Raw genomic sequence first — 26,335 nt, forward strand, 5'->3', positions numbered from 1 at the left:
CCGACGAGACACCGAAGCTACGCCGCCTGGCACACACCTTTCGCACGCCTCACATAGGCGGTGGCTATGTGAGGCGCATAGAGGATGTGTGGGACGCCAAGCGCGGTACTCGCTCCCGGAACAGCGACTTCAGAGCGGTCCGGCGCGCGACTACGCCGCCCGCATTGATCGCGTAGTGCACGAGGGCCGGCGCGGTCGTGCTTCCGGTGCTGCGGCGCAGCTGACCGAAGAGCGCGCCGCCGACCGCGGTGAGCAGCACTGTCGGCACAACGGGTTCGGAACCCGCGCGGGCGGGATGGATGTGCCACAGACCGAAAGTAGCGGCGCCGAGCAGTCTGCCGAGGCGCGCGCCGAAAGCGTTGTCCAGCAGCGGTTCCAGCGTGGAGCGGAAGATCAGCTCCTCGCTGTAGACGGTGCCGATCGGGATGTGCACGGCGACCCACTCGACATCCGAAACCTCTTGTTCCGGTGCGGCGAACTCACGCAGACTCTCGCGCAGCGCCGGAATCGCCACGGCCGCACCGTAACCGGCCAGGACCAGCGAACCGGCCGCAGCACCAACCCGCGCACCTTTGCCCGACCACCAGTGGGATCGCCCGCCGAGCGCGAGCCCGTAACCGGTAGCGAAGCAGGCGTTTACCGCCGTTCGCCCACGCTGATCCAGTTCGAGCCCCGGCAGGACCAGGTTGCTCCACACCAAGGCGAGGCCGGTTCCCGCGAGCGCCTTCAGAACCGGCCCGGCACTCACTTGGTCTCCCGCTCGAACTCCTCCGCCGCTTCCAGCTGGAACCGAACCCGCTCCGCCAGTTCGGCGTTCCAACCGGGCGGTGCCGCGATGGCGGCCCAACCGTCCAGCACCAGGCTGCCGTAGCGGTGCCCGTGCCCGTCCGAAACACCCTGCGCGTTGGTGAGATCCGCGGCGACCTGCCAGAACGTGACGAACGGCGCCCACCGCATCTGCGAGGACACGTCCGAGCCGCGCGGCTCCGACAACCAATCCGGTTGGGAGAAGATCAGATCCGTCGACCACCAGACGATCGGGTCGGAGGCGTGCATGAGATAGGCGATGCGCGGCGCCCGCCATTCGCTGTCGGGACGCGCGAGATCGGCGGCGTCGTCCGCGAATCGGACCACAAGCCCGTCGGCGTACACCGGCTCCACCTCCCGGGAACCGGGGTCGCGCCGCTGTACGAATTGCTGCCACAGCCGGTTGGAATTCGGCGGACCGACCCACAGCGCGCCGTCCACCTTGGCGCGCAGATCGGCGAGGCCGTCGAAGGCGGCCTCCGAACCCTGCGAGCCGAGGCTCTCGCCGTACACCAGCAGCTTCGGCCGCGACTCCGGCGGGCGCGCCGACCAGTGCTCGTACACCGCGTCGAAGAGCCGCTCGCTCGCCGCGGCCGCTTTGCCGCGGTCCGCGAGGAACGAGAGCACACTCGGCAGATACGAGTACTGCGTCGCGACTATGGCGCTGTCGCCGCCGTACATGTACTCGATCGCGCCCACCGCCAGGGAATTGACCCAGCCGGTGCCCGTGGTGGTGACCACGACGAGCACCTTCCGGTCGAAGGCTCCGGTGCGCTCCAACTCCTCGACCGCGAGCGCGGCCTGCTCCGCGCCGCCGTCGGCCGACTCCAGCCCGACGTAGGCCCGGATCGGTTCGCGCGCCGGTTTCCCGGTGACCGCCGCGATGCGGCTCGCCGACGGTCCGTGCGAGACGAACCAGCGACCCTCGAAGCCGAGCGTCTCCCATTTCGCCAGCGACGCCGGGCTGCCCGAGCGCTCGGGCAGCTGCGGCTGCACCGCGTTGGGCGAGGTGTGGTCGTTGCGCACGCTGAACGCCGAGTTCGCGGCGGCGAAGAACGCGCGGTAGGCGACGCCGTTGAACAGCGTCACCACCAGCACCACGAGCACCAGTGCTCCCGCGGCGGGCGCCAGCTCGCGCGGTACCCGGACCCACCGGTTGAGCTGGCGGGCCAGAAACAGGATGATCTCGCGCACGGTCCGATAACCCGCGACCACCGCGGCGCCCACCGCCACACTCAACAATCCGGTGCGCAGGTAGGCGGGCGTCGTCGTGCCCTCCATGCCCATCAGCGCGGTGATCTCGCGCTGCCAGCGCGCCGACTGCACCAGCATCAGGGCGGCGGCCAGTGCGGAGGTGAGCAGTATCGCGGTCTTGAGCGCGTAGCGCACCCAGGTGGGCGGTCCGGGAATCTTCAGCCGCGGCCGCACCCAGATCCGGAACAGCCATTCGAGCACGCAGCCGAGGCCGTAGCCGAGCGCCGCGTTGATGCCCGAGATCAGGCCCTGGAACAGCCAGTCCCTCGGCACCAGCGACGGCGTCACCGACAGCGCGAAGAAGATGGTCGCGACGACCAGCCCGACGTAGTTGAGGTCGATGATGTCCTCGGCCCGGCGCACCGCGACGACGCCGCGGGCACGCAGCTTCGTCAGGGTGTCTGCCTTCTCGAGCACTCGAACAGTATGGCGCTCCGCACCGACGGCCGGGCGGGTTGCCCGTGCCGCCCCCTGCGGCGCGGGCGCACATCACAGCCGGGTCGCGCGGCAATTACCCACCGTGCTCGAGTAGTTGTACGGGGCCGCGCGGGCCTCCCAACCCGCAGACTCGTTACCCATGAGCACTCCAAACGCAGCGCCGAAAGCCACCTCGGCCTACGTCGCGCAGGCCGCGATCGCGTTCGGCATCAGCTTGTTCGGGGCGGGCGTCGGCATCTTCTACCTTCCACTGGACGTCTGGCAGCGCGGCTTCCTCGGCATGACCGTGCTGTTCCTGGTGACCAGCACCTTCACCCTGGCCAAGGTGGTGCGCGACCAGCACGAGGCCAACTCGACCACCAACCGCATCGACGCGGCACGGATGGAAAAGCTGATGGCCGAACACGATCCGTTCAAACCACTCTGACCGGCGACGGACGGCGCCCACTCGGGCGAGCCCGGCGACGAGGGGTTCGGGCCCGCACCGGGTGGGCGTTCGCTATTTCAGCCCGCGTTCCCGATCGGCGGATTCCTCCAGATACCGGCGGACCCGGTCGGAGAGTTCCGCCGTCCAGTCCGGCGGTTGGGCGATGGCTACCCAGGCGTCGAGCACCAGCGTGCCGTAGCGGTGGCCGTGGCCGTCGCTGACCCGCTGCGCGTTCGGCAGGTCGGCGGCGACCTGCCAGAACGTGACGATCGGATACCAGCCCATGCGCGGCGACACGTCCGGTCCGGGCGGCTCGCGCAGCCAATCCGGTTCGTCGAACAGCAGATCCGGCGACCACCACACCACCGGGTCCGTGGCGTGCTGGAGGTAGAGCACGCGCGGGTCGAGCCAGGTCGCGCCCGCCTGCCACAGGTTGGCGCGTTCGTCGGCGAATCGGACGACGAGACCATCGGCGTAGGTGGGCAGGATCTCCGGCGAACCCGGATCGCGCCGGGTGACGAACTCGCGCCAGATCCGGTTGGAATTGGGCGGTCCGACCCAGAGCACGCCGTCGGTGCGCGTCCGCAGGTCGGCGAGACCGCTGAAGGCGCCCTCCGAACCCTGCGAGCCCAGACTCTCGCCGTAGACCAACAGCTTCGGGCGCAATTCCGCTGGACGCGCCGACCAGTGCTCGTAGACCTTGTCGAACAACAGCTTTCCGGCCTCGGTGGCCTTGGCCCGGTCCGAGAGGAACGAAAGCACGCTCGGCAGATAGGAATACTGCGTCGCGACCACGGCGGTGTCGCCGCCGAACATCATCTCGATCGATTCCACGCTGGTGGAGTCGACCCAGCCGGTGCCGGTGGTTGTCACCACGACGAGCACCTTGCGTTCGAACGCCTTGGTGCGCTCGAGTTCGTCGATCGCCAATTCCGCCTGCGCCTCGGGATCCTCGGCCGACTCCAGGCCGGTGTAGACGCGAATCGGTTCGCGCGCAGGCTTCTCCGTGACCCGCTCGATCGCCGCGGCGTCGGGTCCGTAGGACACGAACCAGCGTCCCTCCGAGCCCAGTGTGTCCCACGCCGCCAACGATGCTGGGCTGCCGGACCTTTCGGGCTGTTGCGGCTGGGTGGCGTTCGGCGAGGTGTTGCTGTTGCGCACGCTGAACGCCGAATTCGCCGCGTCGAAGAAGACGCGCACCAGCACGCCGTTGCCGAGCAGCACGGCGACCACGGCCACGGTGACGAAGCCGATCGGCAGCGCGATCCGGCGCGGGACGCGCACCCACTTCACCAATTCGCCTGCCACCCAGCGGACCAACCGGCGCGCCGCGCGGAACAGCCCGATCACTACGGCGACCACCGCCGCGCTCAACGCGCCCGTGCGCAGATAGCCGGAGGTGGTGGTCTGATCCATGCCCATCAGCGCGGTGATCTCGCGCTGCCAGCGCGCCGACTGCACCAACATGACGATCGCGACCACCACGCACGCGAGCACGACGAGCGTCTTGACAACACCGGCGAGCCATCCCGGCAGTGCCAGCGCCGCGGGCAACTGCACCCGCGGCGCGATCCACTTGCCGTAGGCCAGGTCGAGCAGACAGCCGACGCCGTAGCCGATCGCGGCGTTGACGCCGCTGACCAAGCCCTGGAACAACCAGTCGCGCGGCAGCAGCGACGGCGTCAGCGACCAGCAGAAGAACAGGGTGGCGACGACGAGACCGACGTAGTTCGGATGGAAGAAACGCTCGACGAGACCGACCACTCGGCCGGCCCCGTCGCGTAGCTCAGCGGTAACCATCCGAGCCTCCCGGTGGGGTCAGATCGCGCTGGCTCCGAAGAGTTTCGGCAGCGTGCCCTCGTAGGCGTCGCGCAATTCGGCCATGGTAACCGAGAATTGGCCCTGCACCTCGACGGAATCCGACCCCTGGTCGACCACGCCGATGCGCACCCACGGCAGCTCACGCGCGTCGCACATCTTGGTGAACCGGGTCTCCTCCGAGCGCGGCACCGCGACGAGCACCCGGCCCGCCGATTCGGAGAACAGCGTGACGAACGGGTCGGCGCCCTCGGGAAGCAAGATGCGGCAACCGGTCTCGCCCGCCAGCGCGGCCTCCACCACGGCCTGCGCGAGGCCGCCCTCCGACAGGTCGTGCGCGGCGCTGATCATGCCGTCGCGCGAGCCCGAGGTCAGGATCTCGGCAAGCAGCTGTTCGCGCGCGAAGTCGACCTTGGGCGGTTCGCCGCCGAGGTGATCGTGGGCGACCTGCGACCAGATGGAACCGCCGAACTCGTCGCGGGTCTCGCCGAGCAGGATCAGCGTCTCGCCCGGCTCGAGGCCGAGGCCGGTGGGGATGCGGCGGTGCACGTCGTCGATGACGCCGAGCACGCCGACGACCGGCGTCGGGAGGATGGCGTCCTGGCCGGTCTGGTTGTAGAAGCTGACGTTGCCGCCGGTGACCGGAATGCCAAGGGCCACACAGCCGTCCGCGAGACCGCGCACGGCCTGCTGGAACTGCCACATCACGCCGGGGTCCTCCGGCGAGCCGAAGTTCAGGCAGTTGGTGACGGCCTTCGGGGTGGCGCCGGTGGTGGCGACGTTGCGGAAGGCCTCGGCGAGCGCGAGCTGCGCGCCGGTGTACGGGTCCAGCTTGGTGTAGCGGCCGGAGGCGTCGGTGGCCAGCGCGATGCCGCGGCCGGTCTGCTCGTCGATCCGGATGACGCCAGCGTCGGCGTGCTCGGCGAGCACGGTGTTGCCGCGCACGTAGCGGTCGTACTGCTCGGTGATCCACTTGCGGCTGCACAGCTGCGGGCTGGAGATCATCTGGAGCAGCGTCGCGCGCAGCTCCTCCGGGGTCTTCGGACGCGAAAGCTTGTCCGGGGTGTCGGCGATCAGCGCGTCCTGGTAGTCCGGGCGCTGCACCGGGCGCTCGTACACCGGGCCCTCGTGCGCGACGGTGCGCGGCGGCACGTCCACCACGGTCTCGCCGTGCCAGGTGACGACCAGGCGGTCGCCGTCGGTGACCTCACCGATGACGGTGGCGAGCACGTCCCACTTGTGGCACACCGCCATGAACGCCTCGACGTTCTCGGGGGTGACCACGGCGCACATGCGCTCCTGGGATTCGCTGGAGAGGATCTCCGCGGGCGTCATGTTGGCCGCGCGCAGCGGGACCTTGGTCAGATCGATGTGCATGCCGCCGTCGCCCGCCGCCGCGAGTTCGGAGGTGGCGCAGGACAGTCCGGCGCCGCCGAGGTCCTGGATGCCGACGACCAGCTTGGCCGCGTACAGCTCGAGACAGCACTCGATGAGCACCTTCTCGGTGAACGGGTCGCCCACCTGGACGCTGGGCAGCTTCTTGCGTCCGGTGCCGGACTCGTCGCCGGAGAAGGTGTCCGAGGCGAGCACGGAGACGCCGCCGATGCCGTCGAGGCCGGTGCGCGCGCCGAACAGGATGATCTTGTTGCCGGTGCCGGAGGCGAAGGCCAGGTGCAGGTCCTCGACCCGCATCACGCCCGCGCACAGCGCGTTGACCAGCGGGTTGCCCTGGTAGGAGGCGTCGAACACGGTTTCGCCGCCGACGTTCGGCAGGCCGAGCGAGTTGCCGTAGCCGCCGACGCCGCGCACCACGCCGTCGACGACGCGGCGGGTGTCGGCCGCGTCCGCCGCGCCGAAGCGCAGCTGGTCCATCACCGCGATCGGGCGCGCGCCCATCGCCATGATGTCGCGCACGATGCCGCCGACGCCGGTGGCCGCGCCCTGGTACGGCTCGACGTAGGACGGGTGGTTGTGGCTCTCCACCTTGAAGGTGACCGCCCAGCCGTCGCCAACGTCGACCACGCCGGCGTTCTCGCCGATGCCCGCGAGCATGGACTCGCGCATCTCGTCGGTGGTGGTCTGCCCGAAGTAGCGCAGGTGCACCTTGGAGGACTTGTAGGAGCAGTGCTCGCTCCACATCACCGAGTACATCGCCAGCTCGGCGTCGGTGGGCCGACGACCGAGGATCTCCTTGATGCGGGCGTACTCGTCGTCCTTGAGACCCAGCTCTTTGTAGGGTTGCGCGACATCTGGGGTCGCTGCGGCTGCGCTGACGGTGTCGACCTGCGGAGTCACGGAGTACCAGGGTCCTTTCGGCCGGGCCATCGGGGTGGGCGAACGCGCGCGGTGCAGCGGCGAACGTCGGCACTGAAATTGCGGCGAGATGCCTGGGGTCAGTTTAGAGGGCGGGTGGTGTGGGCCCGCAGGTGAGGGGCACGGCCGCGTCCGGCGCCGCGCGTACCTCCGCCTTCTTCCGGCCGTGCCGGTCCCGGAGTCCGGCCGGATGCCGCCGCGGACGGAGATCGGTCGCCCGTCGAGGCGGAGCCGACACCGGGTTGTCTCGGCGACGGTCTCGGGCGTAGCGGCGACGGAGGGGACGTCGAGACAGGCCTAGCGACCGGACCGGGGTCGGGGGTGTTTATTACTCTGTCCGGGTGAGCGAACGATCGGGGGTTGCGAATTCGGCCGAGGTTGCCAGAGCGGATGCGCAACCGGGTGACGCCGAATCCACTGCCGACTCGTCGCCGCGTTCGCCGTTGGCATCGAAGCAGTTGCGCTGGCTCGGCGCCGCGCTCGCGTTGTTCCTGGTCTCCGCGGTGGTCTCGCTGCTGGTGCACTGGTGGGGCGGGTACATCGATCTGCGGGTCTATCGCAACGGCGCGCGCGTCTGGCTGGACGGCGGCGAGCTGTACGGCCCGATGCCGCCGGTGTTCGGCATCGGCCTTCCGTTCACCTATCCCCCGCTGGCCGCGCTGTTCTTCGCTCCGCTCGCGCTGATGCCGCTGCCGCTGGCCGAGGTGCTCGTGCTGGCCACCTCGATCGGCAGCCTGGGCATCACGCTGTGGCTGGTGCTTGCCAGGATTCGGCCGGAACTCGACCGGACGGCCATGCTGCCCTTGGTGATCGCCGCGGTCGCGGCGGCGGGGTTCCTGGAACCGGTGCGCCAGACCTACGGCTTCGGCCAGATCAACCTGGTGCTGATGGCCGCGGTCGCGCTGGACTGCCTGGTGCGCAAGCCCTTCTGGCCGCGCGGCATGCTCATCGGGATCGCGGTGTCGATCAAGCTGATTCCCGCGGGCTATCTGCTGTACTTCCTGCTGCGCAGAGACTGGAAAGCCGCGGGGACCCTGGTCGTCTCGGCGATCGGCGCGGTCGGAATCGGATTCCTGCTTTTCCCAAGCGATTCGGTGGACTACTGGTTCCACACGCTCTCCGACACCGGCCGCATCGGCCCGCCGTACTTCGCGGGCAACCAGTCGCTCAAGGGCATGGCCTTCCGGCTCGGCGTCTCCGATTCGGCGGCCACCTTGATCTGGATCACCCTCTCGGTGGTCGCGGTCGCGCTGGCCGCGATCTGGATGCACCGGCTCATCGCCGCGGGCAACACCGTGGCCGCGCTACTGGTGAACGCCGCCGCGGTTCTGCTCGTCTCGCCGGTCTCCTGGTCACACCACTGGGTCTGGGTAGCGCCCGCCCTCGTCGTCGCCGCCGACGCCATCGCCCGAACCCGCGAAGGCCGCGCCCGAACCCCGCGCGGACGCTGGTTCACCACCACCGTCGCCGCCCTGACCATCCTGTTCCTCATCGGCCCCCACTGGTTGCTCCCCCATTCCAAAGACCGCGAACTGGACTGGGCTTGGTGGCAACAACTCCTCGGCAGCAGCTACGTCCTCGTGACCTTCACCATCTTCGTCTTCGCGGTGATCACCTACCGCCCCGTCGTGACCCGCACCACCGAAGCCGCCCCGGCCAACGTGACGTGACCGCCGAAGAAGTCCTCGGGCGGCCGGTAGCCCGAGCGCCCTACTCCACCGGCGTGAGGAACGCCGCGAGAGCCGCCGCGTAGGCGGGAACGTCGTTGGCGCCCATCAGTTCTCGGGCCGAGTGCATCGCGAGTTGAGGGGCGCCGACGTCGACGGTGGGCATGCCGGTGCGGGCGGCGGTCATCGGGCCGATGGTGGAACCGCAGGGCAGGTCGGCGCGGTGGACGTAGCGCTGCAACGGGACCGCCGCCTGGTCGCAGGCGAGGGCGAAGGCGCCCGCGCCGGTGGCGTCGGTGGCGTAGCGCAGGTTCTGGTTGACCTTGAGCACCGGTCCGCCGTTGATCTCGATGCGGTGCGCGGGCTCGTGCCGCTCGGGGTAGTTGGGGTGGGTGGCGTGCGCCATGTCGCCGGACGCGCAGATCGAACCGGCAAGGGCCGCAAGGTATTCGGCGCGACCGCCACCGCGCGCCAGCACGATCCGCTCCAGCACGGCGGGCAGCAGGTCGGACTGGGCGCCGCGATCGGACTGGCTGCCGACCTCTTCGTGATCGAACATGGCGAGCACCGGCGTCGACGCGCCCGGATCCTCCACCGCGGCGAGGAACGCGTGCAGTCCGGCGTAGCAGGTGCCCTGATTGTCCAGCCGGGGCGCGCTGACCAGATCGCGGTCCCGTCCGACCAGCCTGCTCGGCTCGAGATCGTGCGTCATCAGCTCCCAGCCGAGCACCGCGGCCGGATCCACCTCCACGGTCTCGGCGACGAAGGCCAGGAACGAGCGCGGCAGGTCGCCGACACCCCACACCGCGTTCACGTGGCGCTGCGGGTCGAGCGTGACGCCGCGCCGGTCCTCGGAGAGATGGATGGCCAGCTGCGGCACCCGCAGGATCGGCTCATCGATGCGAATCAGCTGCTCGCGCACCTTGTTTCCGACGCGCACCGTCAGCCTGCCCGAAATGCCGAGCTCGCGGTCCAGCCACGAGTTCAGCCACGCGCCGCCGTAGGGCTCGAGCCCGACCAGCTGCCACCCGGCGGAGGCCAGATCCGGGTGCTGCTTCACCCGCAGGTTCGGGCTGTCGGTGTGCGCGCCGACGACGCGGAACGGGGCGTCCGGGCCCGTCCCCGACCAGGCGACCAGGGAACCACCGCGCACCACGTAACGGCGTCCGATCGCCTCGCCGGGCCAGACCGACGCCTCCTCGAGCCGGGTGAAGCCGTGCGCGTCCAGCTCCCGCGCGACCGTGCGGACCACGTGGAACGGCGAGGGCGAATCATCGATGAACGCGCACAGACCATCGGCCGTGGCGGCGGTCGCGGAAACGGGCATGGGAGCGATCCTAGGGGCCGACCACCGCCGCGGCCGTCCGAGGCGCGTGGCAACTTCCGCCACCGCCGCTAAACTGACGCCCAGGCTGCGAACGAGAACATTCAGCAATCTCGCGTGAAGGGCAGGGGTTCGCATGACACTGCCGAGCGGGCGGCACCACGACGCCGTCGAGATCGTCAACATCGCACCCCTGCACGGCGCGGGCGCCATCATCGGGCCGTCCTGCGTCGCGGCCGCGAATCTGGCCGTGGCCGAGATCAACAGCGGCACCGGCATTCTCGGTCGCGAGGTATGCGTGACCACGATCGACGGCGGCGGTCCGCCGCAGCGCGTCTACGACGAGGTCTCGGCCCTGCTGGCGACCGGCATGGTGCACGCCGTCACCGGCATCCCGATGCCGGAGAACCGCGTCGCGATCATGCGCGCGGCGGCCGGTCGCGCGCCGTGCCTGTTCGGCGTCGGCCACGACGGACTCGCGGGCGAAGAACCGGGCGTCTTCATGATCGGCGAGCATCCAGGCATCCAGACGCTGGTCGCGGTGGACTGGCTCCACCGGGAGTTCGGCGCCCGGCGCTGGGCCGTGGTGGCCAGCGACTATCTCTGGTCGCGCCGGATCGCGCCCACGCTGCGCGAGGTCCTCGCGCCGCGGCACACGGTGGTCGCCGAACACTTCGTGCCGATCGGCGCCGAGAATTTCGACGCCGTGCTCGACGATCCCCGGCTGGACGCGGCCGACGGGGTGATCCTGCTGCTGATCGGCGCCGACGCGGCCCGCTTCAACCGGGCGTTCACCGCGGCGGGACGCGCTGGCCGCCAGTTCCGCACCGGCCCGACCATCGACGAAAACGTCTTGCTGGCAGGCGGACTCGACGCCAACCGCGATATCTACGTGCCCTCCAGCGTGATTCCCGATCGGCGCAGCGCGGATCACCGCGATCTGCTCGACCGATACCTGCGGCTGCACCACGGATTCGCCCCCGCCTTCAGCCGATTCGCCAACGGCGCCTACCGCGCGCTGCACGCGTTGCGCACCGTGGTCGACACCGCGGGCTCGTTCGAGACGGCGCGCATCCACGGCGCGCTGGCCGACCGTCCGGTGCTCGAAGGCCCGTCCGGCGAGTTCACCTTCCGCGGCGATCAGATCGTCCAGCCGACGTTGGTCGCGCGCGCGACGGGCGTCGACTTCGAGACGCTCACCGTGGTGTGAGCAACCCCCCTTGACGTTTCTCCGCCGCCGCGACGCCCGCGCACGGCCAACGACAGCGCCGACTACGCCTCGGCGACCAGCTCCAGCAGCCGCTTCAGCTCGGCGTAGCGCCGCGCGCCGATCTTGTTCTGCAACTGACGCTCGGCGATTTCCTCCTCGGCCCGCACCGAAGCGACCAGCTCGGCCCCCAGCCTGCTCAGCCCGATCAGAATGCGCCGCCGGTCCTCCTCCGCGGCCACCCGGAAGATCAGTCCGCGCTCGGCGAGGAAGTCGGCGTGCCTGGTCGCCGAGGACGGCGCCAATTGCGAGCGGTTGGCCAATTCGCTCATCGTGATGCCGTTTTCGGTCGACAGATTGCACAGCATCGACCACTGATCCGGCGAAAGCTGCCTCGCGCACAAAGCGGCATCGAGGTTACGCAGCCACCGTCGTTCCGCGGCACGCAGCGCCCCATGCAGCGTGACATATCCGCTTAGAATGGTCGTCATTGATTTTCCCCGCCTGCTTTTGTATTTCGTTCGAACCAGAAGAAGAGTACCGAATGTCAGCGGTCGGCGAGAGCCCAGACGGCACGATAGAGATCCTGAACATAGTTCCCATGCAGGGACCTGGCGGGATCTTCGCGCCTTCCTGCGACGCTGCCATTTCGCTCGCGGCGTCCGAAATCAACCGAGGCGCCGGAATTCTGGGGCGCGAAATTCGTACCACGAATATCGATGGCGGCAGGCCGCCCGCCGAGGTCGCGACCGAGGTGGCCGCGCTGCTGGCCACCGGCATGGTGCACGCGATCACCGGCTGGCACACCTCCGCGGTGCGGCGAGCCGTGGCGAAGGCGAACGACGGTCGCGTGCCGTATCTGTTCGCGGTCAGTCACGAGGGCCTGCCCGACGAACTGCCCGGTGTGCTGTTGGTCGGCGAGCACCCGGCGGGCCACACCGTCGCCGCGGTGCGCTGGCTCGGCAGGGAACTCGGCGTGCGCCGCTGGGCCATCATCGGCAACGACTACATCTGGCCGCGCGAGACGGCGAAAGCGGTGCGGCGCAGCCTGATCGACCCGGACGCCATCGTGCTGGAACGCTTCGTCCCGCTCGGCACGCCGAGCTTCGGCGAGTTCCTGCTGCACCCCGATCTGGATCGGGCCGAGGGCGTCATCATCCTGATGGTCGGCGCGGACGTCGCGCGGTTCAACCGCCAGTTCTGCGCCATGGGACAGGCCGCCGACCAGGTGCGGGTCAGCCCGGCCGCCGACGAGAACGTGCTGCTCGCGGGCGGCGCCGAGGCCAATCACAATCTCTACGTGCCGTCCAGCTTCTTCCTGAACGAGAAGCTCACCGACGGCCGAGATCGCAAGGCCCGATATCGCAGGATGCACGGCAGCTTCGCGCCCGCGCTCACCACCTTCAGCAACGCCACCTACGAGGCCATCCACGCGCTGCGCGGGTTGGCCGAGACCGTCGGCTCGCTGGACGTGCCGAGCCTGCAATGCGCGCTCGCCGACGGCGTGCACTTCCAAACCCCGGGCGGGCCACGGGGATTCGTCGGCAATCAGGCGATCCAGCCCGGCTATCTGGCGCGGGCCGATGGCGTCGAATTCGACATCATCGACCGCATCTGGTGACCCACGAACGCGAAACGGCCCGGACCGACCGGCTCCCGATGCGGGAGCGCGGAACGATCCGGGCCGGGGTGTCGCGTCAGGCCGAGACCAGGGTGTCCAGCACCGAGAGGAACAGTCCGAGACCGTCGTCGCTCGGGCCGGTCAGCGGCTCGGTGGCGTGCTCGGGGTGCGGCATCAGACCGACCACCCGTCCGTTGGCCGAGGCGATGCCCGCGATGCCGCGCTGCGAGCCGTTCGGGTTGTCGCCCGAGTAGCGGAAGACCACCCGGCCCTCGCCTTCGAGCTCGTCGAGCACGGCGGCCGAGGCCTGGTAGCGGCCCTCGCCCGACTTCAGCGGGACCAGAATCTGCGCGCCCGGCTCGTACCGAGACGTCCACGCGGTGGAGACCGAATCGACGGTCAGCCACTCGTCGCGGCAGATGAAGTGCAGACCCTCGTTGCGGGTGAGCGCGCCGGGCAGCAGACCGGCCTCGCACAGCACCTGGAAGCCGTTGCAGATGCCGAGCACCGGCATGCCCTGGCCCGCGGCCTGCACGACCTTGCCCATCACCGGCGCGAACCGGGCGATGGCGCCCGCGCGCAGGTAGTCGCCGTAGGAGAAGCCGCCCGGCACGACGACCGCGTCGACCTGCTTCAGATCGGCGTCGGCGTGCCACAGGCTGACCGCCTCGGCGCCCGCGAGGCGCACCGCGCGCGCGGCGTCGACGTCGTCGAGCGTGCCGGGAAAGGTGATGACCCCGATGCGCGCCGTCATGGGAGGCGAACCACCTTCCACTCCTCGATCACGGTGTTGGCGAGCAGGCCTTCGGCGATCTGCTCGAGCTCGGCGTCGCTGACGCTCTCGTCCACTTCGAGCTCGAATCGCTTGCCCTGCCGCACATCACCGATCCCGGCGAATCCCAGGCGCGGGAGCGCGCCGACAATGGCCTGCCCCTGCGGATCCAGGATTTCGGCCTTCGGCATCACCTCGACCACGACTCGTGCCACGCGTTGCTCCTCAGGTGGTGTGGGGGGTTACCTGAGCAGCCTAGTTGTTCCGGTCGCGCGAGCTACCTGCGGGGTCGGGTGAAAATCGACACCCTGCCAATAGCATGGCGGAATGCGCATAGCCCATTTCGGCCACTCCTGCATCCTCGTCGAGCTGCACGGCACGAAGGTGCTCTTCGATCCGGGCACGTTCTCGCACGGCTTCGAGGGCATCACCGGCCTGGACGCCATCGCCGTCACCCACCAGCACCCCGATCACATCGACCCGAACCGCATCGACGCGCTGCTCGAGGCCAACCCGCAGGCCAGGGTGCTGTCCGATCCGCAGACCGCGGCCCAGCGCGGCGGACGGTGGGAGGCCGTGCACGCGGGCAACGTGCTGCGGCTCGGCGACCTCCAGATCACCGGTGGCGGCGGCAGGCACGCGGTGATCCACCCGGACATTCCGGTCATCGACAACACGGTCTTCCAGCTCGGCACCGCCGACGACCCCGCCCAGCTCGTGCACCCCGGCGACTCGCTCTGGGTCCCGCCGGTCCCGGTCGGCGTGCTCGCCATCCCCGCCGCCGCGCCGTGGATGCGGATCAGCGAGGCGGTCGACTACTTGCGCGCCGTCGCCCCGCGCACCGCGCTGCCCATCCACTTCGGCATCATCCAAGAGGAGGCCCGCGGCATCTACTTCGGCAGGCTCGCCGAAATGGGTCCGGACGGAACCGAATTCACCGTGCTGGAACCGGAGAACCAGCGCGAATTCTGAACGATCGCCGTCGACCGGCTTCAGGGGTGAATGCGACCTTCAGCCGCGACCGTAGCTGGTCAGGAAAAGCGCCTCAGCCAGTGCCATGTGTTCGATTTCGGACGGGTCCACGCTTTCGTTGGGCGCGTGGATGAGGCACTTCGGCTCCTCGACGCCGATCAGCATGATCTCGGCGTCGGGATAGGTGTCGGCGAAGACGTTGCACAGCGGGATGGAACCGCCCTGGCCCTGGGTGGTGGTCGGCCAGCCGTAGGAGGCGACCAGCGCGGCGTCCATGGCCGCGCGCGCGGGGCCGCCGCTGGCGGAGCGGAACGGCGCTCCCTCGCCCTCCAGCTCGATGGTGAGCTTCGCGTGCAGCGGGGTGTTCGCCTCCAAGTGGGCGACGAGGGCGCGGTGCGCGTGTTCCGGCGTGATGCCCGGGGGAATGCGCAGGTTCAGCCGGGCGCGGGCGGCGGGCTGAATCGACGCCGTCGAGCCGACCACCCGCGGCGCATCGATGCCGAGCACGGTGAGAGCCGGTCGGGCCCAGAGCATTTCGGCGACCGTACCGTCGCCGGCGAGCGCGACTCCACCGAGCACGCCCGCGTCGTTGCGGAAGCGGTCGGGGTCGTATTGCACACCGTCCCAGGTCTGCCGGTTGTCCAGCCCCGCGACGGTGGTGTTGCCGTCGGCGTCGCGCAGCGTGGCGAGCACCTGGATCAGCGCGGCGAGCGCGTCCGGCGCCGCACCGCCGAACATGCCCGAATGCAGCGGTCCGGCAAGGGTTTCCACGGTGACGAGCACGTTGACGTTGCCGCGCAGGGTTTCGGTGAAGGTCGGCACGCCCGCGGCGAAGTTGCCGCAGTCGCCGATCACGATGGCGTCGGCGCGCAGCAGATCCGGGTTGGCGACGACGAACTTCTCCAGCCCCCCGGTCCCCTGCTCCTCCGAGCCCTCGGCGACCAGCGTGACGCCCACCGGTAGCTCGGATCCGACAGCGCGCAGGGCCGTCAGGTGCATGACGATGTTGCCCTTGCAGTCCGCCGCGCCGCGCCCGTACCAGCGACCGTCCTTCTCGGTGAGCTCCCAGGCGGGCGTCCGCCACGCGGCCTCGTCCAGCGGCGGCTGCACGTCGTAGTGGCAGTAGAGCAGCACAGTCGGCGCCCCGGGAGGCGCGGGACGCGAGGCGATGACGGCTTTGCTGCCGTCCGGCGTCTCGTGCAACCCGACCTTGGTCAGCCCGACCGCGGCGAACGCGTCGGCCACCCACTGCGCGGCGCGCTCGCACTCCTCGGCGGGGAACTGCCGCGCGTCGGCCACGGACTTGAACGAAACCAGTTGCGCGAGATCGCGTTCGGCTTGCGGCATCAGCCCCGCGACGCGCGAGCGCAGCTCGGCGGTATGCGGATCGTCGGAAGTCATGGGCAGCTCACTTCGTCGTGTCGTCGAGCGTCGATTCGCACCTCGTCGAGGTGGATGCCGAGCCGGTCCACACGGCGCTGAAGCAATTCGCGCACAGTGCTGGCGCCGATTCGACGGCGATCACCGTATCGCGATCGCCGGTCGCCGAGCGGTTGCCGGGGCCGGGCCGCGTCGGTCGTGATGTCGTCGACGGAACGCCGGACCGAGCACCAGTAGCCGCTCAGCATCCACCCTCTCGGGGCGAAACTACCGCTTGTACAAGCAATTCATTGCAGAATGAGGGCAGAAACCAATCCGTGGCAATCTTTGAGCAGCATTGCTGGGAGGCCCCGATGCCCGCCGCACCGGATTTCGACGATCTGTTCGCACTGCCTGCGATCGACCATCCCGCGCCGAAAGAGAGTTTCCCGGACAAGGAAGTCCTTCCGCAGGTCGCCTACCAGATCGTGCACGACGAGCTGCTGCTCGACGGCGTCTCCCGGATGAACCTCGCCACCTTCTGCACCACCTGGGTCGACGACCAAGCGCGCAGGCTGATGAACGAGTCGCTGGACAAGAACATCGTCGACAAGGACGAATACCCGCAGACCGCGGAACTGGAGCGCCGCTGCGCGCGGATGCTCGCCGACCTCTGGCACGCCCCGGATCCCGCGACCACGCTCGGCACCTCGACCACCGGGTCCAGCGAGGCCGCGATGCTGGGTGGGCTCGCCGCCAAGTTCCGCTGGCGCAAGCGGGGCGGCTCGGGCACGCCGAACTTCGTCTGCGGACCCGTGCAGGTCTGCTGGGAGAAGTTCGCCCGCTACTTCGACGTCGAGATTCGCCAGGTGCCGTTGCGCGGCGACCGGCTCACCATGCACCCCGACGACGTCGCCGCGCACTGCGACGAGAACACCATCATGGTGGTCGCCAATTTCGGGCAGACCTACACGGGACTTTTCGAGGACGTCGCGGGCATGGCGCGTGCGCTCGACGATCTCCAGTCCGCGAAGGGCTTGAACATCCCGCTGCACGTGGACGCGGCGAGCGGCGGTTTCCTCGCCCCGTTCACCGCCCCCGACGTGGTGTGGGACTTCCGCCTGGAGCGGGTGAAATCGATCAACTCCTCCGGCCACAAGACCGGTCTCGCCCCGCTCGGCGCGGGTTGGGCCATTTGGCGCACGGCCGACGACCTGCCCGCGGAGCTGATCTTCGACGTCGACTATCTCGGCGGCAGCATGGCCACCTTCAACCTGAACTTCTCCCGGCCCGGCGGGCAGGTGATCACGCAGTACTACGACTTCATCCGGCTCGGCAGGCTCGGCTACACGCGGTTGCAGGAGGCGATCTACCGGGTCGCGGGACATCTGGCGGACGGGTTGCGGAAGTTCGACGGGTTCGAGCTGATCCACGACGGCGATCCGGGTCGCGGCATCGCCGCGGTGTGCTGGCGGCTGACCGGCTCGCCCGGTTTCAACCTCTACGACCTGTCCGATCGGCTACGCACCCGCGGCTGGCTGATCGCCGCGTACCCACTGCCGCCCGATCGCGGATCGGAGACGATCATGCGCGCGGTGATCCGGCACGGCTTCACCCACGACATGGTGGACCTGTTGCTCGCCGACATCGAACGCAGCGTGCGGCAGCTGGCCGACCATCCGCTGACGGTCTCGCTGACCAGGGCGGAAGCGGGCGGCTTCACGCACAACGCGACGCCGAAAGTTCCCACCGCGCAACCGAAGACCACCGCCGAACAAGCCTAGTCCCGCGGCCGAGTACGCGAAGGTGCGCCCGCCGCCACCGATCGCCATTCCCGGCGGCGGGCGTACCTCCGCCCGCGACCCTCAGGCCGCGCGCATCAGGTCGATCGGCTCCCACCGATACACATCGCTGACCGCGCCGTGGAACAGCGCCAGATCCACCGCGTCCAGCATCGCCTGGCGCGGACCCGAACGCTGTAACTGCGCCGCGGAGATCGCCAAGCGCAGCACGCCGCCGCGCCGCGCGGTCCGCGCCGCACCCATCACCAAGGCGCGGCACCACCACGGCTCGGCGCGGAAACCTTCGCCGATGCCGTAGACGCGCGACTTCTGCGCCGCGTTGCGCTCCAGATCGAGGATCGAGGTGAGCCCGAGCGCCAGCCGGAAACCCGTCTCGGGCAGCGCGGCGATGGCCCCCGCCGAGGCGTCCCAGCGCGGCGCGGCGAACAGCCGGGTGCGCAGTTCCACCTGCTCCAGCACCCGGTCGGCCGCGGTGAGCCGCAGCTTGGCCTCGTGCTTGGGCAGCGTCGCGAACTCGGCCCTGCGCCGCTTGGTCGCCGCCTGGTCGTAGCCGTGCAGCACGATGGCGTCGCCGCGGGCCCGCCTGCCGCGCAGCCATGCCTGCGTCGCCAGGTCGTCGACCAGCCGGTACTTGCCCTTCAACCGCGGCGCCACCAGCAGCGACAACCGCACGTCGCGGCGATCCATCTCCGCGGCGAATTCGATCGCGGCGTCTCGAGTGGTGTCCCGGATACCCGACACGGACACGATCAGCTCAGCGTTCATGAATCAACGGTGCCGGACGCAGGTGTCATTCATGTGCAGCGAGCATGACCAGGGGACGAACAACCGAAGCACCGTCGGCGACCAGGCCGGGCCGCCGACGGTCGGTCCTTATTCGTCGGCCAGGCCGACGGTGTCGAGCACCCAGGCGTGTTCGAACGCCACTTCCTTCCACTTCTCGTAGCGCCCGCTGACGCCGCCGTGGCCCGCGCTCATCTCCGTCTTGAGCAGCAGCGGCGCGTCACCGGTCTTGGTCGCGCGCAGCTTGGCGACCCACTTGGCGGGCTCGACGTAGAGCACCCTGGTGTCGTTCAAGCTGGTGACGGCGAGGATCGCCGGGTAGTCCTTGGCCTCGACGTTCTCGTACGGCGAATAGGACTTCATGTACTGGTAGACGTCCTTGTCCGCCAACGGATTACCCCACTCGTCCCACTCGATGACGGTGAGCGGCAGCGACGGGTCGAGGATCGAGGTCAGCGGGTCGACGAACGGCACGTTGGCGAGAATGCCCTGGAACAGCTCCGGCGCCAGGTTCGCCACGGCGCCCATGAGCAGCCCGCCCGCGCTGCCGCCGTCGGCGACCAGCCGATCGGGCGCGGTCCTTCCGGTGTCGATCAGGTGCCGCGCGCAGGCGACGAAGTCGGTGAAGGTGTTCTTCTTGGTGAGCGTCTTGCCGTTCTCGTACCAGAGCCTGCCCATCTCGCCGCCGCCGCGCACGTGCGCGACCGCGAACACCATGCCGCGATCGAGCAGCGACAGCCGCGCGACCGAGAACGACGGATCCATGCTCGCCTCGTACGAGCCGTACCCGTAGAGCAGCAGCGGGTTGGGCTGGCCCTCGGCCACCGCGCCCTTCTTCCACACCAGCGAGATCGGGATCCGGGTGCCGTCCTCCGCGATCGCCCAATCCCGGTGCTGCGCATAGTCGTTCGCATCGTAGCCGCCGAGCACCGGCTGCTCCTTGCGCAGCAGCAGCGCGCCGGTGGCCGGAACGTAGTCGAAGACCTGCATCGGGGTGATGAACGAGGTCAGGCCGATGCGCAGGGTCGGCTGGGTCCATTCCGGGTTCGCGCCGGAGCCGACCGCGAAGAGCTCCAGATCGAACTCGAGTTCGCGCCGCTCGCCGTAGCCGGAGTCGGTCAGCGACCAGACCGCGACCCTGGTCAGCGCCTCGCGCCGGTAGCTGAGCACCAGGTGATCGGCGAACGCGTCGACGTCCTCGAGCCGCACGTCGTCGCGGTGGCCGATCAGCAGCGTCAGGTTGGACGGATCGGCGACGGGCGCCTCGGCGAGCACGAAGTTCTCCGCCTTCACCCCGTCCACGACGTCGTTGTGCAGGATGAGGAAGCGATCCTCGCCGCCGATCACCGCGTGCTCGGCCGAGTATTCGACGCCCTCGCGCCGCGGCATGATGATCCGGAAATCGCCCTCGGGGTTGTCGGATTCCAGCACCCAGCCCTCGGTGGTGATCTTGGAGCCGACCCAGATCATCAGGTACTTCTCCGAGCGGGTGGAGCCGATGCTCACCCAGTAGCGCTCGTCGGGCTCGTGGAAGACCTTCACGTCGGCTTCGGTGGCGGTGCCGAGCCGGTGCCGCCACACGGTGTCGGGGCGCCAGGACTCGTCGACCGTCTGATAGAAGACGTGGCTGCCGTCCAGCGACCAGGTCGCGCCCGGTGCGGTGCCCGCGATCTCGTCGGCGAGCGGTTCGCCGGTGCGCAGGTCCTTGAAGCGCAGGGTGTAGCGCTCATCGCCGACGGTGTCGACCGAGTAGGCCAGCAGATTGCCGTCATGGCTCACCGAGAACGCGCCGAGGGCGAAGTAGGCGTGGCCCGCGGCCAGCTCGTTGCTGTCGAGCAGCACCTGTTCACCGGGGATCTCGCTGTCGACCTCGAGCCGCGGCGGAGTCCACGCGTCGATGCCCTCGGCGGCGCCGCTGGCGATCGGGCAGCGGCAGTGCACGCCGTACTGCTTGCCCTCGTAGCTGCGCGAGTAGTACCAGAACTCGCCCATCCGGGTCGGCACCGAGAGGTCGGTCTCCTGGGTGCGCGACTTGATCTCCTCGAAGATCTTTTCGCGCAGGCCCTGCAGGTGCGCGGTCTGCGCCTCGGTGTAGGCGTTCTCCGCCTGGAGGTGGGAGATGACCTCGGGATCCTCCTTGTCCCGCAGCCACTCGTACTCGTCGACGAAGACGTCGCCGTGATGCACCCGCTCGGTCGGCACCGTCTTGGCGATCGGGGCCGCCACCGCACTTTCGACAGACATGCGGTCCACCCTACTTGCGGGTCGTCGAATCCCCCGCGCGTTGGAACTCCGCGGGCGGCGCCTCGCCGCCCGCCGCGCGGATGACGTCGTCGAGCACCTCGCAGGTGCGGTGCAGATCGCGCAGCGCGCGGTCGATCCTGGCCCGCTCCTCGGTCAGTTTCTCCACCAGGAACGGGGTGGCCTCGGCGCTGGGTGAGCCGTCGGTGTCGTGGACGCACGGGAGCAGTTCGGCGATGGTGTCGCTGGTCAGTCCGGCCGCGAACATCTCCTGGATCCGGCGCACCCGCTCGACGGCCGCCTCCGGATACTCACGCTGCCCGCCGGAGCTGCGGGCGGCGGCGAGCATGCCCTTGTCCTCGTAGTACCGCAGCGACCGGACGCTCACGCCGGTTCGCTCGGCAAGTTCACCGATGCGCACGTCACTCCTCGAGCCCTTGACCTGACATTGATGTCAGCTTCTAGCGTACGCCTCATGGAACTTCTGACGCCCTACCGCGACCACGAACTCGCCCTGCCGAACCGCATCGTCATGTCTCCCATGACCCGCTTGCGTTCGCTCCCGGACGGCTCCCCGACCCCCGACGTCGTCGACTATTACGCGCAACGCGCCACCGCCGGATTGATCATCACCGAGGGCATCTGGCCGCATTCGACCGGTCAGAGCGAGGCGTGGGTGCCCGGCCTGCAGACCAAAGCCCACGTCGACGCTTGGCGCCGGGTCACCGAAGCGGTGCACGCGAAGGGCGGGCGGATCTTCGCGCAGCTGATGCACGGCGGCCGCAAGAACCATCCGCTCGGCCGCATCGACGGAACCTGGCCCGCCGGTCCTTCCGCGGTGGTCGATCCCGATCGCGTGCACCTGATCGAGGGCGGCAAGGCCGATCCGATCACGCCGGGCGAGCTGAGCCGCGCCGACATCGCGGCGGTGATCGGTCACTACGCCGCCTCCGCCCGCAATGCGATGGCCGCGGGCTTCGACGGCGTCGAAATCCACGGCGCCAACAGCTATTTGCCCCACCAGTTCCTCGCCGACAACACCAACCTGCGCACGGACGAATACGGCGGTTCGATCGACAACCGGATGCGGGCGCCGCTGGCCATCGTGGACGCCGTGGCCGAGGCGATCGGATCGCGCCGCACCGCCATCCGGCTCTCGCCGGGCAATCCGCAGTTCAACATGTACGAGGCCGATCCGGCGCCGCTGTACCGAAAGCTGGTGTCCGAGCTGGATCGTCGCGAGCTGGCCTATCTGCACCTCGTCGACAACGACGACTATCCGGCGTTGACCGATCTGCGTCCGCGCTGGCGCGGCACTCTGATCGCCAACATCGGCGAGAACCGCGAACCGACCACCGCCGCGGGTGCGGAAGCGGTATTGCGCGCGGGCACAGCGGATCTCGTCTCGTTCGGGCGTGCGTTCATCGCCAATCCCGATCTGGTGGAACGGATCGCGCGCGATCTGCCGCTGAACTCGATCCGCGAGGACGGGCTGTACGGACGAGACGCGAAGGGCTACACCGACTATCCGGCTTGGTCGGAGAGCGCGTTGTCCCGATCGTAGGTGTGTTGCGCCGGGTCAGGCGCCGATGGCCGAGCCGATGGTCGGCCACGAGGCGTGCAGGGTGTCCTGCCAGTAGGACCAGGAGTGGGTGCCGACCGGGCTGTAGTCGATGCGGGCCGGAATGGCCAGGCTGCGCAGGCGCCGCTCGAAGGCGATCACGCAGGTGTTGATACCCACCTCGACCGGGCCGCCGAGGACGATGTTCTCGGCGAGCTGCGGCTTGATCTCCGTCTCGTGTGGGCCGGGGACGCCGGTGCCGGTGGACAGGTAGATCGTCTTGCCGCGCAGGCGTTCCGCCAGCAACGAGGGGTCGTGCTCGGCCCAGGCGTGGGTGCCCGGCGCGCCCCACATATTGATCGGGTTGCCGCCGCGGTTGGCGATCGAGAACATCACGCCACCCGTGGCCAGGCCGGTATCCGGGCAGGCGCTGTAGCCCGCGATCGCCGTGTACAGCTGCGGGTTGCGCGCGGACAGGACGAACGCGGCGGTGCCGCCCATGGAGAGTCCGCCGATCGCGTTGACGCCGTTGCCGTCGAAGTTCGCGTCGATCAGCAGCGGCAGTTCCCTGGTCAGGAAGGTCTCCCACTTGTAGCGGCCGAAGCGCGGGTCGTCCTGCTGCCAGTCCGTGTAGTAGCTGGCCTGGCCGCCGACGGGCAACACCACATTGACGTTCTTGCTCCGGAAGAACGCCTCGGCGTCGGTCGCGTTGGTCCAGGTGCTCTGGCCTACGCCGGGGTCGAGTCCGTCCAGCAGGTAATAGGACGGCCGGGCGCCGCCGCCCGTCGGGTGCAGCACTTCAACCTGAACCGTTCGGCCCATCGCCGGGGAATCGATGAAGACCGAGGATCGGGTCGGGCTCAACGGATCGATCCGCACGATCTGCGCGGCGGAGGCCTGGGCTCGTGCGATCAGCGGGCCGAGCATGGCGATCGCGACCGCAAGCACTGCCACAGCAACTCCGGTACGCCGCACGTCTCGCCCTCCATCACCGCATGAGAGTGGGCTCCAACGTAACTCACTCCATGGAGTTGCGGAAGGGATCCGAGGTCACGGCTCTTCTACAGCAAACTGCCCAGTACGTAATGGGTTTCACGCTGACCCCACCGGTCACCGACCTTCGGCGCGCTCCAACGCCCCACGAATGGATCCGGCGAGATAGTCCAGATCGGCACGGGGCGGGGTCGTCGGACGGCCACGCAGCCCGAACCCGTCACCCGGCGTCCGCGGGATGACGTGCAGGTGCACGTGAAACACCTCTTGCCCCGCCGTCATGCCATCGGCGAGAAAGAAATTGACCCCGTCACACCCCACCTCACTCGCCCGCAACGCCCCCGCCAGCCGCTGCCCCACCTGAAACAGCTTCCCCCCGATCACCGGATCCAGCTCCGCCAAACACCGCGCCGCCACCCGCGGCACCACCAGCAAATGCCCCGGCGTCATCGGCCGAATGTCCATGAACGCGACCACGTCGTCGTCCTCGTACACCTTGGAAGCCGGCGCCCGCCCGGCAATGATGTCGGCGAAAATCGAGTACGGATCCACACCGCACCTTAACCGGCCAGCGGCCACGATCGAACCGATGCAGGCTCGCGCGCTCGAGACGCGCCGCGTCGGTTCGAGAACAGGCAGATTCGATAGGTGAAATTGCGTTGCATGCGTGCAGTAAGGCAGTAAGCTGTTCTCAGCCCCTGGCACTAGCTGGGGGAAGTGGACCCGACTCTTCACCGGACGGTGGGCAGTCGGGTTTCGCGCTATTGGGGCCGCTTGTCGACATCGATGACGACACGTACGAGCGGCATCACGATCTCCTTCCACCGGCCTCCCGCTCCGAACGCCCAGGCGACCGCGTCGGGCCACCACAGTGCAGGCTCACTGTGCGGAGCTACATGGACATACGGGATCTCAACCGACGCTTTGCGCAAGACTTCCGCGATGCAGTGCCGATCACGGTGATCTTGGCTCTCACGCGACTCGATGACCAGTCGGCCAGCATTGGCCACGATGAGATCGGACACCAAGGCGGCCAGGCATTCACGACGGGTAGGAACCTCGGCGCCTCTGCCTTCGTAGATCGATACTTCGACACCCGGGAATCGCGCCATAGCCGTCAAGATTTGGCGTCGCCGCTGATCCGGCTCGTGATTGAAGTGCCACCGCCGCTGCCCTGGCAGCAGGAATCCTCGGCCGAGACCACGTGCTCCGGCCAGTTGATCGCAGCGAATCAGCGCGGCGCACAGCAGGTACCGATCTCGACGGACCGATTCGTCGACGAAGGCGTGAATGGGCACCGATGGACGATACCGTTCCGCTATCGAACAGGTAGTCGAATCAGCCCCGAGCTCCACCGAAGTTGCCCGGTGAGAGGAAGTTTCAGCGAAAAAGATGGTCGCAGACCACTACCAGCGGTCCGTACACTCCTTCAGCTTCTGGCACTAGCCGGAGGAAGTGGGCGCAGGTCCTGGCCGGACGACCAGCAGCCGGGTTCCGCGTGAACCCGGCTCCTCTCCGGACGGGTGGGCAACCGGGTTTCGCGTTTGCGCCGTCAGAGGATTGGCGACGGGGTGTAGCGGGCGGCTTCGGGGTAGGTGTCGACGAGTTTTTGGACCTGGGCGATGACGTCGGCGGCCTGGGCGCCCGCGGCGCCGATGAAGGCGGACTTGTCGGCGAGGGCGGTGTCGAGGGCCGGGCGGTCCAGGGGGAGGCGGTGGTCGGCGGCGAGGCGGTCGAGCAGGTCGGGCTCGCGGCCCTGTTCGCGCATGGCGAGGGCGACGGCGACGGCGTGCTCCTTGATGACCTCGTGCGCGGTCTCCCGGCCGATGCCCGCGCGCACCGCCGCCATCAGGATGCGGGTGGTGGCGAGGAACGGCAGGTAGCGGTCGAGCTCGCGGGAGATGACGGCCGGGTAGGCGCCGAACTCGGCGAGCACGGTGAGGAAGGTTTCCATCATGCCGTCGATGGCGAAGAAGGCGTCCGGCAGCGCGACCCGGCGCACCACCGAACAGAACACATCGCCCTCGTTCCACTGCGCGCCCGACAGCTCGGCGGCCATCGAGGCGTACCCGCGCAGCACCACCTGCAGACCGTTGACGCGCTCGCAGGAACGGGTGTTCATCTTGTGCGGCATGGCCGAACTGCCCACCTGCCCGGGCTGGAAGCCCTCGGTGACCAGCTCGTGCCCCGCCATCAGGCGAATGGTGTGCGCGAACGAGGACGGACCCGCGCCCACCTGTACCAGGGCGGAGAGCACGTCGTGATCCAGCGAGCGCGGATACACCTGACCGACGCTGGTGAACACCGTCGCGAAGCCGAGATGCCGGGCGACCTGCTGTTCCAGCGTGGCCAGCTTGGCCGAATCGCCGCCGAGCAGGTCGAGCATGTCCTGCGCGGTGCCCATCGGACCCTTGATGCCGCGCAGCGGGTAGCGGTCGATGAGCTCGCGCAGCCGGGTCAGCGCGATCAGCAGTTCGTCGGCGGCCGAGGCGAAGCGCTTGCCGAGGGTGGTGGCCTGCGCCGCCACGTTGTGCGAGCGGCCGGCCATCACCAGCGTCTGGTACTCGGCAGCCCGCTCGGCCAGCCGCGCCGCGATGGCGACGCCGTGCGCGTGCACGTGCTCGAGCGAGAGCCGGATCTGCAGCTGCTCGACGTTCTCGGTGAGGTCGCGGCTGGTCATGCCCTTGTGCACGTGCTCGTGCCCGGCCAGCGCGTTGAATTCCTCGATGCGCGCCTTCACGTCGTGGCGGGTGACCCGCTCGCGCTCGGCGATGGAGGCGAGATCGACGTGGTCGATCACCCGCTCGTAGTCGGCGATCACTCCCGCCGGGATGTCGATGCCGAGCTCCGACTGTGCCCGCAGCACCTCCAGCCACAGCCGCCGTTCCAGCACGATCTTGTGCTCCGGCGACCACAGGTGCACCAGCTCGGGGCTGGCGTAACGGGTGGCGAGGACATTCGGGACGAGACTCACGT

Annotated in this window: 23 protein-coding genes; 7 read left to right on the forward strand and 16 right to left on the reverse strand. The window is 69.1% G+C overall.

Annotated elements, in window-relative coordinates; all coding sequences use genetic code 11:
* Positions 1 to 64: 64 nt before the first annotated feature.
* Positions 65 to 748, reverse strand: coding sequence for a CPBP family intramembrane glutamic endopeptidase (locus ABZV58_RS13035; protein WP_355000319.1), 684 nt, complete (start codon positions 746 to 748; stop codon positions 65 to 67).
* On the reverse strand, positions 745 to 2,478 hold the full coding sequence (locus ABZV58_RS13040; RefSeq protein ID WP_355000320.1) for an alpha/beta hydrolase: 1,734 nt from the start codon (positions 2,476 to 2,478) through the stop codon (positions 745 to 747). The genes ABZV58_RS13035 and ABZV58_RS13040 overlap by 4 nt, the downstream gene beginning before the upstream one ends.
* Positions 2,479 to 2,638: 160 nt before the next feature.
* Between ABZV58_RS13040 and ABZV58_RS13045 the strand changes: the two genes are divergently transcribed.
* Positions 2,639 to 2,926: a YiaA/YiaB family inner membrane protein gene (locus ABZV58_RS13045; protein ID WP_355000321.1), complete on the forward strand. Its 288-nt coding sequence runs from the start codon at positions 2,639 to 2,641 to the stop codon at positions 2,924 to 2,926.
* Between the two features lie 72 nt (positions 2,927 to 2,998).
* On the opposite strand, the gene ABZV58_RS13050 is transcribed toward ABZV58_RS13045, so the two are convergent.
* Both ABZV58_RS13050 and purL read right to left on the reverse strand, forming a co-directional pair.
* A complete protein-coding gene (locus tag ABZV58_RS13050; protein ID WP_355000322.1) occupies positions 2,999 to 4,726 on the reverse strand; it encodes an alpha/beta-hydrolase family protein in 1,728 nt (575 codons plus the stop codon).
* 18 nt (positions 4,727 to 4,744) lie between these two features.
* Positions 4,745 to 7,039, reverse strand: coding sequence for a phosphoribosylformylglycinamidine synthase subunit PurL (purL, locus tag ABZV58_RS13055; protein WP_355000323.1), 2,295 nt, complete (start codon positions 7,037 to 7,039; stop codon positions 4,745 to 4,747).
* 359 nt (positions 7,040 to 7,398) lie between these two features.
* Between purL and ABZV58_RS13060 the strand changes: the two genes are divergently transcribed.
* Complete coding sequence (locus ABZV58_RS13060; protein WP_355000324.1) at positions 7,399 to 8,727, forward strand: glycosyltransferase 87 family protein; 1,329 nt, start codon at positions 7,399 to 7,401, stop codon at positions 8,725 to 8,727.
* Positions 8,728 to 8,767: 40 nt separating this feature from the next.
* On the opposite strand, the gene ABZV58_RS13065 is transcribed toward ABZV58_RS13060, so the two are convergent.
* Complete coding sequence (locus ABZV58_RS13065; RefSeq protein ID WP_355000325.1) at positions 8,768 to 10,051, reverse strand: M18 family aminopeptidase; 1,284 nt, start codon at positions 10,049 to 10,051, stop codon at positions 8,768 to 8,770.
* Between the two features lie 133 nt (positions 10,052 to 10,184).
* Between ABZV58_RS13065 and ABZV58_RS13070 the strand changes: the two genes are divergently transcribed.
* On the forward strand, positions 10,185 to 11,258 hold the full coding sequence (locus ABZV58_RS13070; RefSeq protein ID WP_355000326.1) for an ABC transporter substrate-binding protein: 1,074 nt from the start codon (positions 10,185 to 10,187) through the stop codon (positions 11,256 to 11,258).
* A 62-nt stretch (positions 11,259 to 11,320) separates the two neighbouring features.
* Here ABZV58_RS13070 and ABZV58_RS13075 read toward each other — a convergent pair whose 3' ends face one another.
* Positions 11,321 to 11,746, reverse strand: a complete 426-nt coding sequence (locus tag ABZV58_RS13075; protein WP_355000327.1) for a MarR family transcriptional regulator — start codon at positions 11,744 to 11,746, stop codon at positions 11,321 to 11,323.
* A 53-nt stretch (positions 11,747 to 11,799) separates the two neighbouring features.
* Here ABZV58_RS13075 and ABZV58_RS13080 point away from each other — a divergent pair, with 53 nt between their 5' ends.
* On the forward strand, positions 11,800 to 12,876 hold the full coding sequence (locus ABZV58_RS13080) for a substrate-binding domain-containing protein (protein WP_355000328.1): 1,077 nt from the start codon (positions 11,800 to 11,802) through the stop codon (positions 12,874 to 12,876).
* 76 nt (positions 12,877 to 12,952) lie between these two features.
* Here the strand turns inward: ABZV58_RS13080 and purQ are convergent, their stop codons facing one another.
* Together purQ and purS are read right to left on the reverse strand one after the other, a co-directional pair.
* Positions 12,953 to 13,630 carry a phosphoribosylformylglycinamidine synthase subunit PurQ gene (purQ, locus tag ABZV58_RS13085; protein WP_355000329.1) on the reverse strand — a complete coding sequence of 226 codons (678 nt, stop codon included), beginning with the start codon at positions 13,628 to 13,630 and terminating at the stop codon, positions 12,953 to 12,955.
* The gene (gene purS / locus ABZV58_RS13090; RefSeq protein WP_067791321.1) at positions 13,627 to 13,863 is read right to left on the reverse strand and encodes a phosphoribosylformylglycinamidine synthase subunit PurS; all 237 of its coding nucleotides are present in this window, start codon (positions 13,861 to 13,863) and stop codon (positions 13,627 to 13,629) included. Before purS ends, purQ begins: the two co-directional genes overlap by 4 nt.
* 112 nt (positions 13,864 to 13,975) lie before the next feature.
* Here purS and ABZV58_RS13095 point away from each other — a divergent pair, with 112 nt between their 5' ends.
* Positions 13,976 to 14,620 carry an MBL fold metallo-hydrolase gene (locus ABZV58_RS13095; RefSeq protein WP_355000330.1) on the forward strand — a complete coding sequence of 215 codons (645 nt, stop codon included), beginning with the start codon at positions 13,976 to 13,978 and terminating at the stop codon, positions 14,618 to 14,620.
* A gap of 39 nt (positions 14,621 to 14,659) precedes the next feature.
* Here the strand turns inward: ABZV58_RS13095 and ABZV58_RS13100 are convergent, their stop codons facing one another.
* Complete coding sequence (locus ABZV58_RS13100; RefSeq protein WP_355000331.1) at positions 14,660 to 16,021, reverse strand: dipeptidase; 1,362 nt, start codon at positions 16,019 to 16,021, stop codon at positions 14,660 to 14,662.
* Between the two features lie 332 nt (positions 16,022 to 16,353).
* Here ABZV58_RS13100 and ABZV58_RS13105 point away from each other — a divergent pair, with 332 nt between their 5' ends.
* A complete protein-coding gene (locus ABZV58_RS13105) occupies positions 16,354 to 17,763 on the forward strand; it encodes a glutamate decarboxylase (protein ID WP_355000332.1) in 1,410 nt (469 codons plus the stop codon).
* A gap of 81 nt (positions 17,764 to 17,844) precedes the next feature.
* On the opposite strand, the gene ABZV58_RS13110 is transcribed toward ABZV58_RS13105, so the two are convergent.
* The 3 genes from ABZV58_RS13110 to ABZV58_RS13120 all read right to left on the reverse strand — a co-directional run bounded on the left by ABZV58_RS13110 (position 17,845) and on the right by ABZV58_RS13120 (position 21,226).
* Complete coding sequence (locus tag ABZV58_RS13110) at positions 17,845 to 18,546, reverse strand: DUF2334 domain-containing protein (RefSeq protein ID WP_355000333.1); 702 nt, start codon at positions 18,544 to 18,546, stop codon at positions 17,845 to 17,847.
* Positions 18,547 to 18,654: 108 nt separating this feature from the next.
* Positions 18,655 to 20,808: a S9 family peptidase gene (locus ABZV58_RS13115; RefSeq protein WP_355000334.1), complete on the reverse strand. Its 2,154-nt coding sequence runs from the start codon at positions 20,806 to 20,808 to the stop codon at positions 18,655 to 18,657.
* Between the two features lie 10 nt (positions 20,809 to 20,818).
* A complete protein-coding gene (locus tag ABZV58_RS13120; protein WP_355000335.1) occupies positions 20,819 to 21,226 on the reverse strand; it encodes a MerR family transcriptional regulator in 408 nt (135 codons plus the stop codon).
* A 54-nt stretch (positions 21,227 to 21,280) separates the two neighbouring features.
* Here ABZV58_RS13120 and ABZV58_RS13125 point away from each other — a divergent pair, with 54 nt between their 5' ends.
* The gene (locus tag ABZV58_RS13125; protein WP_355000336.1) at positions 21,281 to 22,369 is read left to right on the forward strand and encodes an alkene reductase; all 1,089 of its coding nucleotides are present in this window, start codon (positions 21,281 to 21,283) and stop codon (positions 22,367 to 22,369) included.
* A gap of 15 nt (positions 22,370 to 22,384) precedes the next feature.
* Here ABZV58_RS13125 and ABZV58_RS13130 read toward each other — a convergent pair whose 3' ends face one another.
* From ABZV58_RS13130 to purB, 4 genes are all read right to left on the reverse strand, one after another.
* Positions 22,385 to 23,341: an alpha/beta hydrolase family protein gene (locus ABZV58_RS13130; RefSeq protein WP_355000337.1), complete on the reverse strand. Its 957-nt coding sequence runs from the start codon at positions 23,339 to 23,341 to the stop codon at positions 22,385 to 22,387.
* 135 nt (positions 23,342 to 23,476) lie between these two features.
* The gene (locus ABZV58_RS13135) at positions 23,477 to 23,911 is read right to left on the reverse strand and encodes an HIT domain-containing protein (RefSeq protein WP_355000338.1); all 435 of its coding nucleotides are present in this window, start codon (positions 23,909 to 23,911) and stop codon (positions 23,477 to 23,479) included.
* A 209-nt stretch (positions 23,912 to 24,120) separates the two neighbouring features.
* On the reverse strand, positions 24,121 to 24,657 hold the full coding sequence (locus tag ABZV58_RS13140) for a hypothetical protein (RefSeq protein WP_355000339.1): 537 nt from the start codon (positions 24,655 to 24,657) through the stop codon (positions 24,121 to 24,123).
* A gap of 254 nt (positions 24,658 to 24,911) precedes the next feature.
* Positions 24,912 to 26,333 carry an adenylosuccinate lyase gene (gene purB, locus ABZV58_RS13145; protein ID WP_355000340.1) on the reverse strand — a complete coding sequence of 474 codons (1,422 nt, stop codon included), beginning with the start codon at positions 26,331 to 26,333 and terminating at the stop codon, positions 24,912 to 24,914.
* Between the last annotated feature and the right edge of the window lie 2 nt (positions 26,334 to 26,335).

The organism is Nocardia sp. NPDC004654 (assembly GCF_040609595.1).
GTDB lineage: Bacteria > Actinomycetota > Actinomycetes > Mycobacteriales > Mycobacteriaceae > Nocardia.